We start from the raw sequence: 17596 nt of genomic DNA, 5'->3' as shown, positions 1-17596 counted from the left end.
AATGAGTGACAACCACGCAGCTCGCCTGGGCGATCAAATTATTCACACCACATTACTGGCAGATATTGTCAGTTCTGTGGCGGAGATAGCTACCTATGCTGCCATTGGTATGGTGGTGGGTGGTGCCATTGCCGCCGCCGCTCCCCTGGCCGGAGGTGGCGCACTGACCGCCGCAATGGCAACCATGGGTGGAACGGCGGCAGGTGCTACTGGCCTTGCTGCCGGTGCGGGCTGCGTATTATCCGGAATGGTGGGTGGCGTACTTGCCAGTGTAACGGGTCTGGCTGATGAAATTAGTTCATCCGCCACGGCACTGGGCAACCTGATTTCACCGCCATCCCCGGCCGGGACAATCAACTCTGGCTCCAGTAATGTGAATATCAATGGCAAACCGGCGGCCCGGGCTGCGGGCCACGCCACTGAACCGGAGAAGAAAGAAGAGTCGGATTCGGGTATCAGCTTCCTTGATATGGCAGCGGGTGTGCTGGGTTTTGCCAGCTCGGTGGCAGCGAATATGTGGCAACCCACAGTCGCAGGCGCGGATGCTAACACCAAGTCTTCACCCCTGGACACCATTGATTGTGAAAAACACTCCCCGCAGGAGTACCTGGCAGAAGGCTCCAGCAATGTGTTCATCAACGGGCAGCCAGCCGTGCGTGCTAATGACCGCACGACCTGTGACGCCACCATCTCCACCAGTGTGTCGCCCGATGTCACCATCGGCGGCGGCACACTGACAGTACGCCCGATCCACAGCGGTAAATTACCCGGATTCGACCTGGGCATTTCGGTCATCATGATGCTGTTGGGCCGCCCCAGTAAAATACTGCGTAACCTGCCCTGTATTATGATGTCCGGGGTGACGGGGTACATGACCAACCTGCTGACCAGTGCGGTGATGGCGGCGGGTAACCCGGTCCATGCCGCCAGTGGCGTAAAAGTCCTGAATGACGACAACGAACTGGATGTCGCGCTGCCGGGGCGTTTCCCGTTCCGCATGCAGCGCGCCTACAACAGCCTGAACACCCGTGACGGCCTGTTCGGCACCGGCTGGAGCACCGCCTTCGACAGTTACCTGCACGTCGACGGTGACCAGGCCACCTGGTATGAAGAAACCGGGCGCGAAGTGCAGTTTACCCTGCCCAAACCGGACAGCATGCTGCTGAGCCCGGCCGAAGGGATCCTGGTGCGCCGCAATGAACACGGCGATGTGGTGATTGGCGACCAGGACAGCAGCCAGTGGCGGCTGTTCAAACCCACCCGGGAGAACCCGTCGCACCTGAAACTGGCCATGTTGTGTGATGATTACGGCAACAGTCTGGAAATGAGCTACGACGAACAGGGCCGCCTGGTGCGCATTCATGATGCCGCTGGCGCGGTGGACGTCACACTGGCTTACACACACCCGGATTTCCCGCAGCGTGTCACCGCCCTGAGCCATTTCGACGGCAACCAGCACTGGCCCCTGATGCAGTGGGGCTATGACAGCCGCGGCCTGCTGGCTTCTGCCACCGATGCCAGCGGCGTCACCCGCCGTGAATACCGTTACAACGATGACCGGTTAATGGTGTGGCACCGACTGCCCGGCGGGCTGGAAAGTGAATACCGCTGGGAAAAACAAGACCACTGGCGCGTGGTGGAAAACCGCACCAGTACCGGGGAACACAGCAAAATCGAATATGACCTGGTGGCGCGTATCACTACCGTCACCCGGGAAAACGGTGCCGTTCGCCGCCACCACTGGAATGCCAGCCAAATGGTCACCCGCCTGGAAGATGAACGCGGTGAAAACTGGCTGTTTGAGTGGGATGAGAACGACCAGCTGCTCAGCGAAACCGACCCGCTGGGCAACACCTGGAAATATGTGTACGACATCAACGGCAACCAGGTCCGCGTGACTGACCCGCAAGGTAACGTGCAGTCCACCGAATGGCTGGCACACCGTGCCCTGCCGGTTCAGGTGACGGACCCGGACGGCAACAGCACCCACTACACTTATGACGCACACCACGGCCTGAAAAGCATCACTGACGCACAGGGTGGCACCACCACCGTGCAGCGCGATGAATACGGCCTGGTTATTAGTGAGACGGACCCGAAAGGCGGCCGCCGCCATACCGATTATAACCGTGCCGGGCTGGTAAGCGCGGCAACGGACTGCTCCGGGCGCACCACCCGTTACCGTTACCACCCGCTGGGCTGGCTGCTGGAAGAAACCGCGGCAGACGGCACAGTGACCGGCTACCAGTACGATGCAGCAGGGCGCCCCACCGGGCTGACCCGGCCAGAAGGCTGGCAGGAGAACCTGAAATGGAGTGCGCGCGGCCTGCCGGAATGGCACCAGACAGCAGACGGGCGGCGCCACGGTTTCCGCTACGATAACGCCGGGCGGCTGACAGCCACGCAGGACCCGGAAGGGAACACTGTTCAGCGCGAATACGATGCCCGCAGCCGCCTGGTGGCTCTGCGCAATGAAAACGGCGAGGCATACCGCTTCACCTGGGGCGATGACAACCTGCTGCTGGCAGAAACCGGGCTGGACGGTGTGTCCACCCGCTATGAATACGATGCCTGCGGGCGCACACTCCGGCGCACCTTCGCGGCAGGCCATGCCGACGCCATCATCCACGGCTTCCATTATGATGAACGGGGCCTGCTGACGGCCCGCACCAGCCCGGATGCGCGCACCCGCTACCAGTGGTCAAAACGCGGCCAGATGGTGTCTGTTTCCCGCCACCCGGCACTGGGTGACGGCGCTTACAGCGATGCGGCCGAACAGGTGCTGCACTTCGGCTATAACGCGCTGGGGCAACTGGTGAGTGAAGACGGCGATAACGCCACCCTCGCCTGGGAATACGATGCGCTGGGCAACCGCACGCAGACCACGCTGCCGGACGGGCGTCAGTTAAAACAGTTCTACTACGGCAGCGGGCACCTGCTGAGCATTGCGCTGGACAGCCTGCCGGTCACGGACTTCACCCGGGACGTGCTGCACCGTGAAACCAGCCGTACCCAGGGCGTGCTGGGCAGCCACACCCGCTACGATGCGCTGGGCCGCCTGCAGGCCCGTGATGTGTTCAGCGGTCACCCGCAACGCCCGGGGGACATGCACTGGCGGCAGCGCTGGGAATACGATTTCCGCAATAACCTGGTGCGTGAAGAGCGCAACCGCGACCCGTTCGATGCCAGCCGCTGGTCCTACGACAGCACGGGCAAACTGCAGCAGCAGGAAGACAGCCGCAGTGGCACAGTGAACTGGCCGCAGGACGGCGCGGGCAACCCGCTGGCACAGAGTGGCGGCCGTGTACTGCACAACCGGGTGACGGAACTGAACGGCATTCGCTGGCGTTACGACATTCACGGGCGCACGGTGGAGAAAATCAGCGGCCAGCAGCGCTGGCGCTACCGTTACGACACGGAACATCGTCTGACAGACGTGGTAAGCGAAACCCGGCACCGCCCGGCGGTGCATGTGAGCTTCCAGTACGACCCGCTGGGCAGGCGCGTCAGCAAAACGCGCTGGCAGGTGCGGGAAGACGGCAGCGAAAGCACCCGGGTGACGACAGGGTTTGTGTGGGAAGGGCTGCGCCTGCTGCAGGAAGTGCACGGCGACATCCCGCTGACCTATGTGTATGCAGACCAGGGGAGCTATGAACCGCTGGCGCGTATCGACGGCATCACTGACCCGGAAATCTACTGGTTCCACTGCCAGCCCAACGGCACGCCGGAGCGGCTGACGGACAACGAAGGGCAGGTGCGCTGGGATGGGCAGACGGGTGCCTGGGGCAAACTGTTACGCGAAGCGCCGGTCCATGCGGCAGGCTTTGCGCAGAACCTGCGGATGCAGGGGCAGTACCTGGACAGAGAGACCGGTTTGCATTATAACCTGTTCAGGTATTACGACCCGGACAGCGGGCGGTTTACGCAGCAGGACCCGATAGGGCTGGCGGGTGGGCTGAACCTGTACCAGTATGCGCCAAATGCGCAGGGCTGGGTGGATCCGCTGGGGTTGAGTAAGTGTAATGACCCATCTAAAGAAGCGACTAAATGGCAAGGTCCAGGGAATGATGACTATCCAGGGGTCGATGTTTATACTAATAGGAAATTGAAGAAGGGAACAATATTGTATGCTTTACATCCTAATGGAAATCAACAACCAGCCTATACAGTTACTTATCCAACTATAAGACAATTCAAAGGCGATCCTATTGGTTACCATCAAGCATTACAGATTAAGTTAGATCCTAGATGGCCTGTTAGAACACAAGCTAGAGCATACTATGTTTCAGAAGATATTAATGTTGCTTATGGGCGAGCTGGTGCGAATGAAATATATGGTAAAGGTGGTGGGTTGCAATTCTTCATTCCAGAAGAATTAAGGCATTTATTGATTCCTGGCAAGGTAATAGATATATGATTGATTTTAATATTGATATTTCTTCAGGTGTGCTACTTTTTAATGGTGAGCGTTTGGAGGCTAAAGACCACAATGAGTGGGTCGTTTCGTCGATTTATGATAAATTAAAAAATGTAAATGAAGCTAATCAGATAATTCCTTATCATTATTTGGTCAATGATATTTTATGGATGGGGAGAGTTTTTGAATTAACGATTAGGCCTGCATGTTTTGAAAATACTCCATTCATGTTATATTTTGTTAATAAGGGTGGGGTATATTATCGCTCACTATCTAACTGGGAGGAAAGGAGTGATATTAATATGTTGGAATATGAGATTGATGAGCTTTTTAACTGGCTTTTCAATGAGCTTCGCTTATCGGATGATTATGTGAAAATAGATCATGGCTATAGATGGGAGTTTTCTTGGGGGCGTATCTCGGTCTCTTTCGAAACAAAATCATTTAATTGTGGAATTTATATTAGTTATTATTAATGATGTCCATTTTTACTGTTTTGTTTAGCTGGTTTTGAATAAGTGATTCTTTAAATGAATTAAATAGGCGCGCCTGATATTGAATGCAATAGCTGAGGTATCAACCCCTCTTTTCACAATGAGTTTGATCCCTTTCAGCCAGAACTTACCGGCATAAAACCCGCGATGAAATCCGTTCCAGTGGCTATGTGATTGATACCCAGGAAGCCGCGCTCTGGGCTGTCTGGTACACCGATAATTTCCGGGATACCGTGCTCTCGCCGCCAACCTGGCGGATGACGCAGACAGTGTGGCAGCCACTGCCGGGCAACTGGCTGGTGCACTTTATGGCTGGCAGGGCATCCCGGAAGAGTGGAGAACGAAACTGGCGCAGCATGAGCATATTGTGTCGCTTGCTGACAGGCTGTTTCAGCTGTCTTCCCATTCTGATGCGTAATAATGGCTGCCTGCGTACCCGGGCGTGACTGTTATCTCGCCCTTTCCTGCTTTCTAACCTGCACAATAATACAACCATCTTTTTAATACTGCGGACATTCAATGCGTATACTCAGGGTTCTGAAAAAAGGTATTTTCTCCACGTTCAGTTACGAAGGGAGGGATACCCGGTTTGAATATGGTGTCGTGTTCATTTTTCAGTGCCTGTGGTACTTCGGCTGGCTGAGATTATCCTCTGCGGAGGATACCAGCATTATTCTGTTACTGTGTTTTATCCTGCCGTTACTGGCTTCCGCGGTTCGCAGAATCAATGACGCCGGTTATTCGCGGTTTGTGATTATTCTGTTGGTGTTTTTCCCTTATATTCTTTTTCCCTTCCTGTTGTTGCCCGCCTCAGTGAATAGTAATCAGTGAATTTTTAATCTGTCTCCCCACTACGTTCCTCGTAGTATCCCCGCATAAAAAACCTTCGTAATATCTTCGTGTACCTCTCATTGCTTACGCTAATAAGGAAATCACCATGCAAAAAGAGAACTGGCACCCGGCAGATATCATTGCAGCACTGCGCAAGAAAGACACCTCAATGGCGGCGGTATCGCGCCATGCAGGGTTAAGCTCCTCAACGTTGTCGAATGCGCTAACCCGCCCCTGGCCGAAAGGCGAATACCTGATAGCTCAGGCAATTGGTGTGCATCCGTCTGAAATCTGGCCGGAGCGTTATTACAAAGATGGCAAGATAATCGACAGAAGCCAGCTAATGCGCCGCCTGGGTGAATAACACCGGAAAAATATTGCCTGCGTGCCTGTGCAGGCAATCAACAAAGCTGGTGCATATTTCATAGGGTATGCACCAGGGCTGCGTACCGGTACGCAAAAATCCAGGAAAGTACGGGTTGTGTAATGAAAGACCATGATCCGGGCAAACAGGCAGTGCTAGCCTGCGCAGGAAACAGACCAGGGACGGAGCAAATGAACAAGGAAACCACCGGGGCGATGCCGCATGATGCGGCATTTCGCCAGTTTCTTACCCAGCCAGAAATCGCCCGGGATTTTATGGAGCTTCACCTTCCGCCACCGTTACGGGCTGTTTGTGATTTCAGTACGCTGAAACTGGAATCCGGCTCTTTTGTGAAAGATAACATGAGCCAGTATTTCAGCGATATCCTTTACAGCCTGAAGACTACGACGGGTGATGAAGGCTATATCTATGTGTTGATTGAGCACCAGTCCACACCAGATAAACAGATGGCGTTCAGGTTATTACGTTATTCCGTAGCAGCCATGAAACGCCACCTGGATGCCGGGCATACCACACTGCCGCTGGTGATCCCGGTGCTCTTTTATGCCGGGAAACGCAGCCCTTACCCCTACTCCAGCCGCTGGCTGGATGCATTTGCAGACCCGGAACAGGCGGGCAGGTTGTACAGCCAGCCTTTCCCTTTGGTGGATGTTACGGTAATTCCTGATGATGAAATTGCGCACCATCGCAGTATGGCCGGGCTAACGTTGTTACAGAAACATATTCACCAGCGTGATCTGGCAAAACTGGTGGATAAACTTGCACCAATTTTACTTACTGGCTATCTTTCGTCATCACAGGTAGTTACCCTGGTAAACTATATTCTACGGGCGGGTGAAGCAGCAGATGCCAGAGCGTTTATTAAGACACTGGCACAACGTGTACCACAACATGGAGAGGCACTAATGACCATTGCACAACAACTGGAACAACTCGGACGTGAGCAGGGTATACGGGAAGGCGAGCAAATCGGGATAAGGAAGGGCGAGCAAATCGGGATAAGAAAGGGCCAGAAGCTGGCTGTGCACAATTTCGCCAAAACTCTTTTGCAACGTGGCTCAGACCGGGATTTTATTATGGAACTAACCGGCCTCTCGGAAGAGGAACTGGCGCAAATTGACTTCTGATTATTCACCCCTGGAGCAAGACGATGGCAACCATTGCACAACAACTGGAACAACTCGGGCGTGAGCAGGGTATACGGGAAGGCGAACAAATCGGGATAAGAAAGGGCCAGAAGCTGGCTGTGCACAATTTCGCCAAAACTCTTCTGCAACGTGGCTCGGACCGGAATTTTATTATGGAATTAACAGGCCTTTCGGAAGAGGAACTGTCCAATTTGTGCGTGTTAAGCCGTGGTAATTGATTGCATTGTCACCTGTTCACCATTTGCACGGTGTTGCTAGAAACAGCAAAAAAAAAGCGCCCAACACCTCCCCGGGCGCAGCAAGGCAATCTGTAATTCCGGTCTGTTATAGTTTTAAAATGCGATAACGCCTTTAATCAGTGTCTGGTTATTAATGACTTGTTGCTCGTAAACGTCTGCCAGATGGGTAAATGCATATCGGTGGGTCAGCATCATGCTGGCATTTAACTGGCCTTCAGACATCAGTCGCCCCACTTTGGCAAAATCTTCATGGGTTGCATTGCGGCTACCCAGCAGCGTGGTTTCTTTCTTGTGAAAATCAGGGTCAGAGAACTGTAACTCACCTTTAAATAACCCAACGAAAACCACTATCCCTCCATGGCGTATCAAGTTCACTGCATTGTTCATCGCGCGCTGGTTCCCGGTAGCATCTATCACCTTTTTCGCCAGAGAACCCTCAAAATAACGGCGCAATTCCTCATCAAACTCACTGTCTGCTGGGTTCAGTGTTGGTAGCCCAAGGTGTTCCTTAACATGCTGGCGTCTCATCTCACTGGTATCTGCCACTACTACACGCGCACCGTCTGCTTTGGCTATAGCTGCAACGCCTAAGCCAATGGGGCCAGCACCCACCACTAACACATCATCACCGGTTTCTACCTGTGCCCGGCGCACAGCATGGGCACTGATCGAAAAAGGCTCAATCAGCGCCGCCGCTTCCGGATCGATACCTTCCACTAAAAGCACATTGCGTGCAGGAACACTTAAATATTCGCTGAACCCACCGTCCTGATGAACACCAATCACAGAGATGTTTTCACAACAATTGGTTCGTCCGCTCAGGCAGGCTGGACAATGTTCGCAGGCAACATAAGGAATTACCGCGACTTGTTGTCCAGCGTGCATATTCCCAATATTTTCTCCTACACTAATTATCTCACCACATATTTCATGGCCTAACACTCTTGGGTAACTAAAGAATGGCTGATTACCGCCCCAGGCATGAATATCTGTCCCACAAATACCTACAGTTTTTATTTTAACCAGCACTTCATTTTTTTTAGGAATAGGTACGGTGCGTTGTTGATATATCATTTTTTTTGGCTCAGTACATACCAATGTGTTCATCATCGCCATGATCAATACTCCTGTTTTGTGTTGCGAGAGTTATTGATTAAAAAAATAATGCTGCGATTAATCAGAGCGTAAAAGTGTGAGAATAAACTCAAAAAAGTGTCTTAAATATGGTTTTAATGAGGAAAAAAGGAGAGTGTTTATGAGCCGTTCACAGAATTTACGCCAAAATGTGATTAATCAATTCATCCATGACATGTCGTTAAACCATATTCCTTCCCCCTTACCATCTATTTCAGCACTGGCAGAGATGTATGCTATCAGCCGCACCACGGTACGGCATACGCTGGCCTGGTTTGTCGAATGTGGTGTGCTGGAAAAAATAGGCACAGATTACATCCGCCTGAGAAACCCTGATACTGCAGATGGCTATGAGGCTGTCACTCCGCCACAAGAGGAGCAAAGCCGCCTGTTTGAAATGGCTTTTTTCACAATGATCAACCAGCGGCAACTCAGAGCCGGAGAAGTGTTTTCGGAGTTACAACTGGCAAAAGCCGCCAATGTCAGCCCCGCCACTGTGCGTGAATATTTGCTAAAATTTTGCCGTTATGACCTGGTAACCAGTGAACAGCGCGGGCTTTGGCGCATGAAGCAGTTCGATAAAGCCTATGCTGAACAACTGTTCGAGCTCCGTGAGATGCTGGAAATGCATGCGATGCAGCACTTTCTGAATTTGCCAGATAACCACCCTTTATGGCTGCAGGCTAAAAATCTGCTGGAGCGCCACCGTATGCTGCGTGATACCGTGGGTGACAGCTACCGAACTTTCTCCCGTCTGGACCGCGATTTTCATGCGCTGTTACTATCATCTGCACAGAATATATTTTTTAATCAATCGCTTGAGATTATATCTGTGATTTTCCATTTCCATTACCAGTGGGATGAGGCCGATCTTAAACAGCGCAATATTATTGCCATTGACGAGCATATGACCATTCTGAGCGCCCTGATTTGCCGTAATGACCTTGAGGCAATTCGGGCGTTACGCGATCACCTGAACACAGCAAAACAATCGATGATTCGTTCAATTCATCAATTCACAGGAAAATAAATTAAAGACAGATAAAAAACAGAAAACCTCAGAGTAGAGCACGAAACTGTTATCTTAATTCAATTCACTGGAAGTCGGTGATTAAGCTCATATTCAGTCAAGGGATATTTTATAAAGATTATCTCAATGCGTTATTAACGCTCACAGTTGACTGTATTTTCGCTTCTCCATGAGGCGAGAGGTTCTTGTTGCCAAAAAATATTCAGGAGCAGCATGTGGACAAAGTAAATGTTATTCCAGAGCATTCACCGACAATAAATACTCGCCCGGAAGGTGAAGCGGTTTTACCTCCGGAGGGTTTATTACAGCGCAGTAGTAGAATTAAGAAAATTCAGTTTACTGCGATGGCTTTATTATTTCTTGCTGCTGTTGTGAATTATCTCGATCGTAGTTCACTATCTGTCGCCAATATGACAATACGCCATGACCTTGGGCTTAGTGCCACTGAGATTGGCGCTTTGCTCTCGGTGTTTTCACTGGCTTACGGTATAGCGCAACTTCCTTGTGGACCTTTGCTGGACAGGAAAGGCCCGCGAATTATGCTGGGCCTGGGAATGTTTTTCTGGTCGTTGTTTCAGGCAATGTCAGGTCTGGTGCACAGTTTTGCCCAGTTTGTACTGGTACGGGTTGGCATGGGAATAGGTGAAGCGCCAATGAATCCGTGCGGAGTTAAAGTTATCAATGACTGGTTTAACATCAAAGAGCGCGGCCGCCCAATGGGTTTTTTTAATGCCGCTTCTACGATAGGGGTTGCCATCAGCCCACCGATTCTGGCTGCGATGATGCTGCTGATTGGCTGGCGGGGTATGTTTATTACAATCGGCCTGTTCGGTATCGTTGTCGCAATAGGCTGGTATTTATTCTATCGCAACCGTGAGCAACTTTCTCTGACGCCAGTAGAGCAGGCTTACCTTAATGCCGGGAGTGTCAATGCACGCCGGGAGCCGCTTAGCTTCGCTGAATGGCGAGGGTTGTTCCGCAATCGTACGATGTGGGGCATGATGCTGGGTTTCAGTGGCATCAACTACACCGCATGGCTCTATTTGGCCTGGTTGCCTGGTTATCTGCAAACTACCTATAACATGGACCTGAAAAGCACCGGTTTGATGGCGGCGATACCTTTCTTATTTGGGGCTGCTGGCATGCTGGTGAATGGTTATGTAACTGACGCTCTGGTAAAAAGGGGGGTTGCACCGTTAAAAAGCCGTAAAATTTGCATTATTGCCGGCATGTTGTTGTCAGCCAGTTTTACATTTTTGGTGGCGCAAGCTACCTCGTCCATGAACGCTGTATTATTGATTGGTATGGCACTGTTTTGCATTCACTTTGCCGGAACTTCTTGCTGGGGGCTGATTCATGTTGCGGTGGCTTCCCGAATGACGGCTTCTGTGGGAAGTATCCAGAACTTTGCCAGTTTCATCTGTGCCTCTTTTGCACCGATAGTGACTGGTTGGGTGGTTGATACCACGCACTCGTTCCATTTGGCGCTGACCATCTGTTCCTGTGTTACCGTGCTTGGTGCTGCGGCTTATGTGCTGCTGGTTCGTCAGCCAATCAGTGATGTGGGCAAGTGAAGCGGTAAACCCCTGAAACCATGAACAGCCCCACCAGCAGGCTGTTCATGGAGAGCAAACGTTATTACTTAAACACAGCCACATCTTTGCCATCGTCGACCAGTTGCTGGCGCACATGGCTGACAAATTCAGTAAGCGGGCACAAGGTGCCAACATCCGTTTTCTTGCACCATGCGGCCTGGAATTCCGCTTCGGGTAACGGGTGTTGTGCGTTCAGTGGTGAAAGCTGGCGCCACTGGTCCAGAGTACGGGCACTGAATGTAATGCGCACCAGTTGCTCGCCGGTCTGGGTATTTTTGTAGCGGGCCAGGTTAAGGCTGCCGCCGGGGGGAATGTCGTTGCGTGGGTAAACCGGTAACTGCCAGTTAAACCCGAGCATGGTTTGAATTTGGGCAATATTGGTGTCATGGCCAACCAGCATCACCAGTGGGCGTTGTAGTGCCAGGTTAATGGTTTGGCTGGTTGGGTTTTGCGTTCCGGCAGTGAGCGCATTAAGTAGCTGGCGCATCAGAATGGAACCCCCGTGGCGGGCATATTCTGGGGTATCACTCACCAGGTCATATTTCGCGGCATGCAAGGCCATCAAAGCACTGACTTGCTCCGCGCTGGCTGCGTGGCCAAACGCTACCTGCTCCAGTGGCAGGTTTTCACTGTATTGCAGGCGAATGGTTTCCCCCATTGAAGACCCTTCAGAAACCGGTCCGCCCAGTTTTACCTTCCCGTCATCACTAATTTTGACTTTCCAGGGTTTATCCAGAAACTTACAGCTGTCTTTATCTGGTGTGCATACCGCCTGACGCAATAAATCAACGGCTGGCTGATAACGTTTCGCTGCTTCTTCCGGGCTTCCCATTCGCGCCATGACTTCTTGTTTCACCACCGCCATATCCGGGTGTGCCAGCCCCATGTCCAGAGTGTCGAACAATGGATCTTGTGGGGTGGAGGCGGAATGCACAGCAATACCACAGCCCGGGAACATGCCATCGACCAGTGCCATTCCGGTAGCTTTGGTGCGCTGGTCTGGCGCGGCCCATACCCAAACGCTGCCCTCTGCCGGGCAGTGTTGCTGTTCTTTTAAGGGTAAACCTTGTGCCAGCCATTGCTGGAGCTGGTAAGCTCCTTGTTGTGCCACGCCCATATAGCCATGACCAGTCAGAAAACCATCCGGCACTGTCCATTCAGGCCACGCCTGGCCAGTGGCTTTCTGTAGTGAGGCGCTGTCGGTTTGTGGGCGCACGCCGTGGCGGCTCAGGGTAACCACTTTTTCGAGTACGTACTGGGGGGCTTGTGCGGCACTGGTAATAGGGATTTGGCTGGTTGATCCCATCATCAGTAATAGGAAATTGACTGTCAGTTTTTTCATAATGCGTTCCTGGCGATAAAAGTATGCAGACTATGCTCATTCCGGATACTGTCAGATATTGTATTGAGTCTGTTATCTTTGCATGAAACATAACAATATTTTTTAGCCAGTGAGTTACCAGAAGTTAGTGCATATTCATCGCCGCTATAGCGAATATTGTTTGCTGACAAACAAAAAACCCGCTGGTAAAACAGCGGGTAAAAACAAGCCAGACCAATAATCACATTTAAGAAATCGTTATTACTGCACTGCAGCAAATGCCTCGGCAACCGGCACGACATTATTATGGTTAAGCCCGGCCATGCAGACACGCCCACTGGCAATCAAATACACACCCAAATCGTTGCGCAGTTTATCCACTTGCTCCGGGCTGAAGCCGGTATAACTGAACATGCCGCGCTGTGTCAGCAGGTGGTCAAAACTATGCCCGGGCAATGCCGTTTTCAGTGTATCAACCAGTACCTGGCGCATTTCACTGATACGGGTGCGCATGGCATCCACTTCTGCACGCCACAGTGCGTTCAGCTCTGGGGTATTCAGCACCATGGAAACCAGTTTCGCGCCATAATTAGGCGGGCTGGAGTAGTTACGGCGCACGGTTGCTTTTAACTGGCCCAGCACGCGGCTGGCGGCTGCGGCATCTTCACACACCACAGATAACCCGCCCACACGCTCACCATACAGTGAGAAGATTTTCGAAAATGAATTACTGACCAGTGCAGGCAGGCCAGCGCTGGCAATAGCGCGAATGGCGTAAGCGTCTTCTTCAATACCTGCCCCAAACCCCTGGTAGGCAATATCCAGGAACGGAATCAGCTCCCTTGCCTGCAGCACTTCAATTACTTCATCCCACTGTGAATGGGTTAAATCAGCACCGGTTGGGTTATGGCAGCACGGGTGCAGCAGCACAATGCTGTGTGCCGGCAACTGGCGCAGTGTATCCAGCATTGCCGTGAAGTTTACCCCGCGGGTTTCTTTATCGAAATACGGGTAAGTGTGCACATTGAAGCCTGCACCGGAGAAAATGGCGATATGGTTTTCCCAGGTGGGGTCGCTCACCCACACGTCTGAATTCGGGAAGTAGCATTTCAGGAAGTCAGCCCCAACTTTCAGTGCGCCAGAACCGCCCAGGGTTTGAATTGTGGCGATGCGCCCGGCTTTCAGCGCGGCGTGTTGTTCACCAAACACCAGGTGTTGCACCGCACTGCGGTAGGCATTCAGCCCTTCCATTGGCAAATACACGCTGGCCCCGGCAGGATGCTGTTCTAACAGGCGACGTGCGCGCGCTACCGCTTCCAGTTCAGGAATAATGGCTTTCTCGTTGTAATAAAGACCAATGCTCAGGTTGACTTTGTTTGGCCGTGGGTCCTGGTGAAATTTTTCCATCAGCGACAAAATCGGGTCGCCCGCGTAGGCGTCAACATGCTGGAACAACATTTAATACTCCTGGTTAGTCAGAGGTTACACCGCGTAGCGTCCGGGGCGGTGATTCATGGCAATAATCAGATTCAGCAGGGTGGCGCCAACAATTGAGGCAACCAGCATCGGCAGGCTGACAACGAACAAAGAAGCCGTCACTATGCAGGCATCTACCGCCATCTGGAATTTTCCAGCGCGGATCCCGCTTTTGTCCTGCAAGTAAAGTGCGAGGATATTCACGCCGCCAAGGCTCGCTTTATGGCGGAACAGCACCACAAAACCAATCCCCATCATGACGTTGCCAAACAGCGTGGCATAAAACGGGTTGAGCTGGTCGATGTGAATAAAACGGCCATGCAAATCAGAAAATAGTGAAACCAGTGCGACGGCACAGAACGTCTTCAGGGTGAATTGCATGCCCATACGGCGGACAGACAGCCAGTAGAAAGGCAGGTTAATCACGAAAAATGCCGCGCCAAAGGAGATATGGGTGACATAGTGAATCAGGAAAGCCAGGCCTGCAGTCCCACCAGTGAGTGCGCCAGACTGGCGTAGCAAAACCACACCAAATGAGATCATCAGTGTGCCAAACAGCAAGGCCAGTGCATCTTCCAGCCAGGTGTGGGCGAGTTTATTGGGCGTTATAACGTTATCCATAAGAAATCATAATTTTTCAGTGGCACAGGATAAGCATAACCAGCAAAAAACACGCCAGAATCACCATGCAAACAGGCTGAATGGTGAATTATTCACCGACATATTCGCTAACATACTGATACATCAGGCCTGGGTTTTGCGTATTTTGTGCATGTAAAGACTTTATATTGGTTGATGTGTGCATTTAATTGCTTTTTAGTACACGAATCGGGCTTGTGTGTTGCACCATAATAAAGCGTTATGCCCCGATTCAGGGCAACATGTCACTGCCTGGCATCATCAGGCCGTTTTCCTTCAGGCGGTTAAGTACCACGGACGTTTTCAGGTGGGCAACGCTCTTGTTGCGCGAGAGGATCTTACTGATTAAATCGCTCAGTCCTTGCAGGTCCTGGACGGCGACTTTCAGCAGGTAATCGGCGTCGCCGGTGGTTTTAAAGGCATCAATCACGGCATCGACATCACGCAGCATGGTATGGAAGCTTTCCACGCAATCAGCGGTGTGGTTCAGCAGGCGCACTTCTATCAGCCCCAGCACTTCGCGGCCCACAGCATCTGGCGCCAGCCGGGCGTGGTAGCCAAGAATGAGTTGCGCCTGCTCCAGTGCGATGCGCCGCCGTGAACACTGGGAGGCAGACAAGCCAATCAGCTCGCTAAGTTCCTGGTTTGTCAGGCGGCCGTTGGACTGCAGCAGGTTGAGGATCTTCACATCAAAGTCGTCGATATTGTACATAAGCCCGGTATCAGCGCAGAAAAAGTGGCTTACAGACTAGCAGTTTTTTCCCTCCGGCGAAGCTTTGCTGTATGTGCATTTTTTGTGCTGCACCAAAATGGAACTGTTTCGTGCACTCAATGGCTATTTTGTGCGCGAATGATGCGTAATATGTTCTAAAAATACGCATATCATTCCTTTGTTAACGAATTATTCACATTTTGTGAGTGGTGGGGATAATTTAAATTATTCTTTGTATCAATTAGTTAGTGTTTTCTTCTTGAGGAGAACCTTAAGCCTGGCCTGATAGTTGCTCTCTTCGGCTGTAACCTTTTGGACCCGGAGATGGTAATGGCTACTCAGCAAAACGATAACGAATTAAAACGTGGATTAAAAAACCGCCACATTCAACTTATTGCACTGGGAGGCGCGGTTGGTACCGGGCTATTTTTGGGAATAGCGCAGACCATTCATATGGCCGGGCCTTCGGTGCTGCTGGGTTATGCCGTCGCCGGTTTAATCGCCTTTTTTATTATGCGCCAGCTTGGTGAGATGGTGGTGGAAGAGCCAGTTGCTGGTTCCTTCAGCCACTTTGCTAACCGCTACTGGGGGCCATTCGCCGGGTTTATGTCTGGCTGGAATTACTGGGTGCTGTATGTGCTGGTGAGTATGGCTGAGCTAAGTGCTGTGGGAATTTATATTCAGTACTGGTGGCCGGAAGTGCCCACCTGGGTTTCTGCTGCGGTTTTCTTCCTGGTGATTAATGCGATTAACCTGACCCACGTAAAAGTGTATGGCGAGCTGGAGTTCTGGTTTTCCATTATCAAAGTGGCGGCGATTGTCAGCATGATTGGTTTTGGCGCGTATTTGCTGATAAGCGGCCATGGTGGTGTTGAAGCCACAGTGACTAACTTGTGGCAGCAGGGCGGCTTTTTCCCCAACGGCATTAGCGGGTTAGTGATGGCGATGGCGGTAATTATGTTCTCTTTTGGTGGCCTGGAGCTGGTGGGGATCACCGCTGCAGAAGCTGATAACCCGGAACAAACTATTCCCCGCGCCACTAACCAGGTTATCTGGCGCATTCTGTTGTTTTATGTGGGTTCTCTGGCGGTGCTGTTGTCGTTGTATCCTTGGCAGAAAGTGGTGCAGGGCGGCAGCCCGTTCGTGCTGATTTTTCATGCGCTGGACAGCAACCTTGTTGCCAATATTCTTAACCTGGTGGTGCTCTCTGCGGCTCTTTCGGTCTACAACAGCTGTGTTTATTGCAACAGCCGTATGTTGTTTGGCCTGGCGCAACAGGGTAATGCACCGCGCGGGTTGTTAAATATCAACCGTCGCGGCATTCCGCTGGCAGCGCTCGGGGTTTCTGCGCTGGCAACGGCGCTGTGTGTGCTGATTAACTACATTATGCCGGGTAAGGCGTTTGAATTGCTGATGGCGCTGGTGGTTTCTGCCCTGGTAATTAACTGGGCGATGATTTGTATTACGCACCTGAAGTTCCGCCAGGCGATGCAGCGTGCCGGGAAAACTACGCGTTTTAAAAGCCTGGGGTACCCGCTGACGAATATTCTGTGCCTGGTTTTCCTGGCCGCGATTTTGGTGATTATGTTTATGACACCGGGGATTCGGATTTCGGTGTGTTTGATTCCGGTGTGGCTGGTGGTGCTTGGGGTGGGGTATTACCTGAAGAAGAGGCGTGCCGGGGCGGCGGAGTTGGTGTCGGGGAGTTTGTGAGTGTTTTGTTTTTTTGATGTGTGTTAGTGGTGTGGTTGTTTCCGTTCACCCGGGCTGGTGTGACTATTCCGTTCACTTGAAGTCGAGTGGTTAATGCGGCTTCACAGCCTGTGAACGGGCTAAGGGGGCTCGCCCCCTTTGCAATCCCCGTTTTCGCGGGCGACCGGTGCTGCGCACTGCGTTCACCTCCGGGCAGTCAGCCTGCGGCCGGCTCGACTCGGCATCCATGCCTCGGTTCGCCTTATTCCGCCGTCCGGGCGGAATAACCTTGTCTTCCTTTCTGCGGTTCACCGGTCTTACGCGAACAGGCCTCGCTGCAAGAAGGGTTTTTTTTGTGCTGTATGGTGTGGCTGGGGGATTTGTGCTTTGTCTGTTTTCTTTGATTTTTGCTGAGATATTACAGGCGGGTGTGGAGTGTGGCCTCTAAATCGTTGAGGCGTGCCTGGCGGGCCGGGGCTGCCT

At 52.0% G+C, this 17596-nt stretch carries 14 protein-coding genes and 1 pseudogene; 10 read left to right on the top strand and 5 right to left on the bottom strand.

What is annotated here, in order from left to right:
• Position 1: 1 nt before the first annotated feature.
• From DT73_RS19615 to DT73_RS19590, 7 genes and pseudogenes are all read left to right on the top strand, one after another.
• A complete protein-coding gene (locus DT73_RS19615) occupies positions 2-4417 on the top strand; it encodes an RHS repeat-associated core domain-containing protein (RefSeq protein WP_036113796.1) in 4416 nt (1471 codons plus the stop codon).
• The gene (locus DT73_RS19610) at positions 4414-4893 is read left to right on the top strand and encodes a hypothetical protein (RefSeq protein WP_036113793.1); all 480 of its coding nucleotides are present in this window, start codon (positions 4414-4416) and stop codon (positions 4891-4893) included. The genes DT73_RS19615 and DT73_RS19610 overlap by 4 nt, the downstream gene beginning before the upstream one ends.
• 131 nt (positions 4894-5024) lie before the next feature.
• Positions 5025-5329, top strand: a pseudogene (locus DT73_RS25700) (ADP-ribosylglycohydrolase family protein); the annotation flags it as partial.
• Positions 5330-5430: 101 nt separating this feature from the next.
• On the top strand, positions 5431-5742 hold the full coding sequence (locus DT73_RS19605) for a DUF805 domain-containing protein (protein ID WP_036113790.1): 312 nt from the start codon (positions 5431-5433) through the stop codon (positions 5740-5742).
• Positions 5743-5842: 100 nt separating this feature from the next.
• A complete protein-coding gene (locus tag DT73_RS19600; protein ID WP_036113788.1) occupies positions 5843-6106 on the top strand; it encodes a helix-turn-helix transcriptional regulator in 264 nt (87 codons plus the stop codon).
• 191 nt (positions 6107-6297) lie between these two features.
• Positions 6298-7254: an Rpn family recombination-promoting nuclease/putative transposase gene (locus DT73_RS19595; RefSeq protein WP_036113784.1), complete on the top strand. Its 957-nt coding sequence runs from the start codon at positions 6298-6300 to the stop codon at positions 7252-7254.
• 23 nt (positions 7255-7277) lie between these two features.
• A complete protein-coding gene (locus DT73_RS19590; RefSeq protein ID WP_036113780.1) occupies positions 7278-7493 on the top strand; it encodes a hypothetical protein in 216 nt (71 codons plus the stop codon).
• A 114-nt stretch (positions 7494-7607) separates the two neighbouring features.
• Here DT73_RS19590 and DT73_RS19585 read toward each other — a convergent pair whose 3' ends face one another.
• Positions 7608-8630, bottom strand: a complete 1023-nt coding sequence (locus DT73_RS19585) for a zinc-binding alcohol dehydrogenase family protein (RefSeq protein ID WP_036113777.1) — start codon at positions 8628-8630, stop codon at positions 7608-7610.
• A 139-nt stretch (positions 8631-8769) separates the two neighbouring features.
• Here DT73_RS19585 and DT73_RS19580 point away from each other — a divergent pair, with 139 nt between their 5' ends.
• Together DT73_RS19580 and DT73_RS19575 are read left to right on the top strand one after the other, a co-directional pair.
• Complete coding sequence (locus DT73_RS19580; protein WP_036113774.1) at positions 8770-9678, top strand: GntR family transcriptional regulator; 909 nt, start codon at positions 8770-8772, stop codon at positions 9676-9678.
• Positions 9679-9911: 233 nt separating this feature from the next.
• Complete coding sequence (locus DT73_RS19575) at positions 9912-11252, top strand: MFS transporter (RefSeq protein WP_235234557.1); 1341 nt, start codon at positions 9912-9914, stop codon at positions 11250-11252.
• Between the two features lie 64 nt (positions 11253-11316).
• Here the strand turns inward: DT73_RS19575 and DT73_RS19570 are convergent, their stop codons facing one another.
• The 4 genes from DT73_RS19570 to DT73_RS19555 all read right to left on the bottom strand — a co-directional run bounded on the left by DT73_RS19570 (position 11317) and on the right by DT73_RS19555 (position 15421).
• On the bottom strand, positions 11317-12615 hold the full coding sequence (locus DT73_RS19570) for a histidine-type phosphatase (protein ID WP_051691484.1): 1299 nt from the start codon (positions 12613-12615) through the stop codon (positions 11317-11319).
• A 240-nt stretch (positions 12616-12855) separates the two neighbouring features.
• Positions 12856-14049 carry an amino acid aminotransferase gene (locus DT73_RS19565; RefSeq protein WP_036114067.1) on the bottom strand — a complete coding sequence of 398 codons (1194 nt, stop codon included), beginning with the start codon at positions 14047-14049 and terminating at the stop codon, positions 12856-12858.
• Between the two features lie 27 nt (positions 14050-14076).
• Positions 14077-14691: a YitT family protein gene (locus tag DT73_RS19560; RefSeq protein ID WP_036113768.1), complete on the bottom strand. Its 615-nt coding sequence runs from the start codon at positions 14689-14691 to the stop codon at positions 14077-14079.
• A gap of 250 nt (positions 14692-14941) precedes the next feature.
• Positions 14942-15421 carry an Lrp/AsnC family transcriptional regulator gene (locus tag DT73_RS19555; RefSeq protein WP_036113765.1) on the bottom strand — a complete coding sequence of 160 codons (480 nt, stop codon included), beginning with the start codon at positions 15419-15421 and terminating at the stop codon, positions 14942-14944.
• Positions 15422-15751: 330 nt separating this feature from the next.
• On the opposite strand from DT73_RS19555, the gene DT73_RS19550 reads away from it, so the two are divergent.
• Positions 15752-17134, top strand: coding sequence for an amino acid permease (locus tag DT73_RS19550; RefSeq protein ID WP_036113762.1), 1383 nt, complete (start codon positions 15752-15754; stop codon positions 17132-17134).
• The last annotated feature ends 462 nt before the right edge of the window (positions 17135-17596 follow it).

Origin of the sequence: Mangrovibacter sp. MFB070 (assembly GCF_000705335.1) — a bacterium.
GTDB classification, from domain to species: domain Bacteria; phylum Pseudomonadota; class Gammaproteobacteria; order Enterobacterales; family Enterobacteriaceae; genus Mangrovibacter; species Mangrovibacter plantisponsor.
Note: the sequence above shows the minus strand (reverse complement) of the source record. Positions and strands in the feature narration are given on the sequence as shown.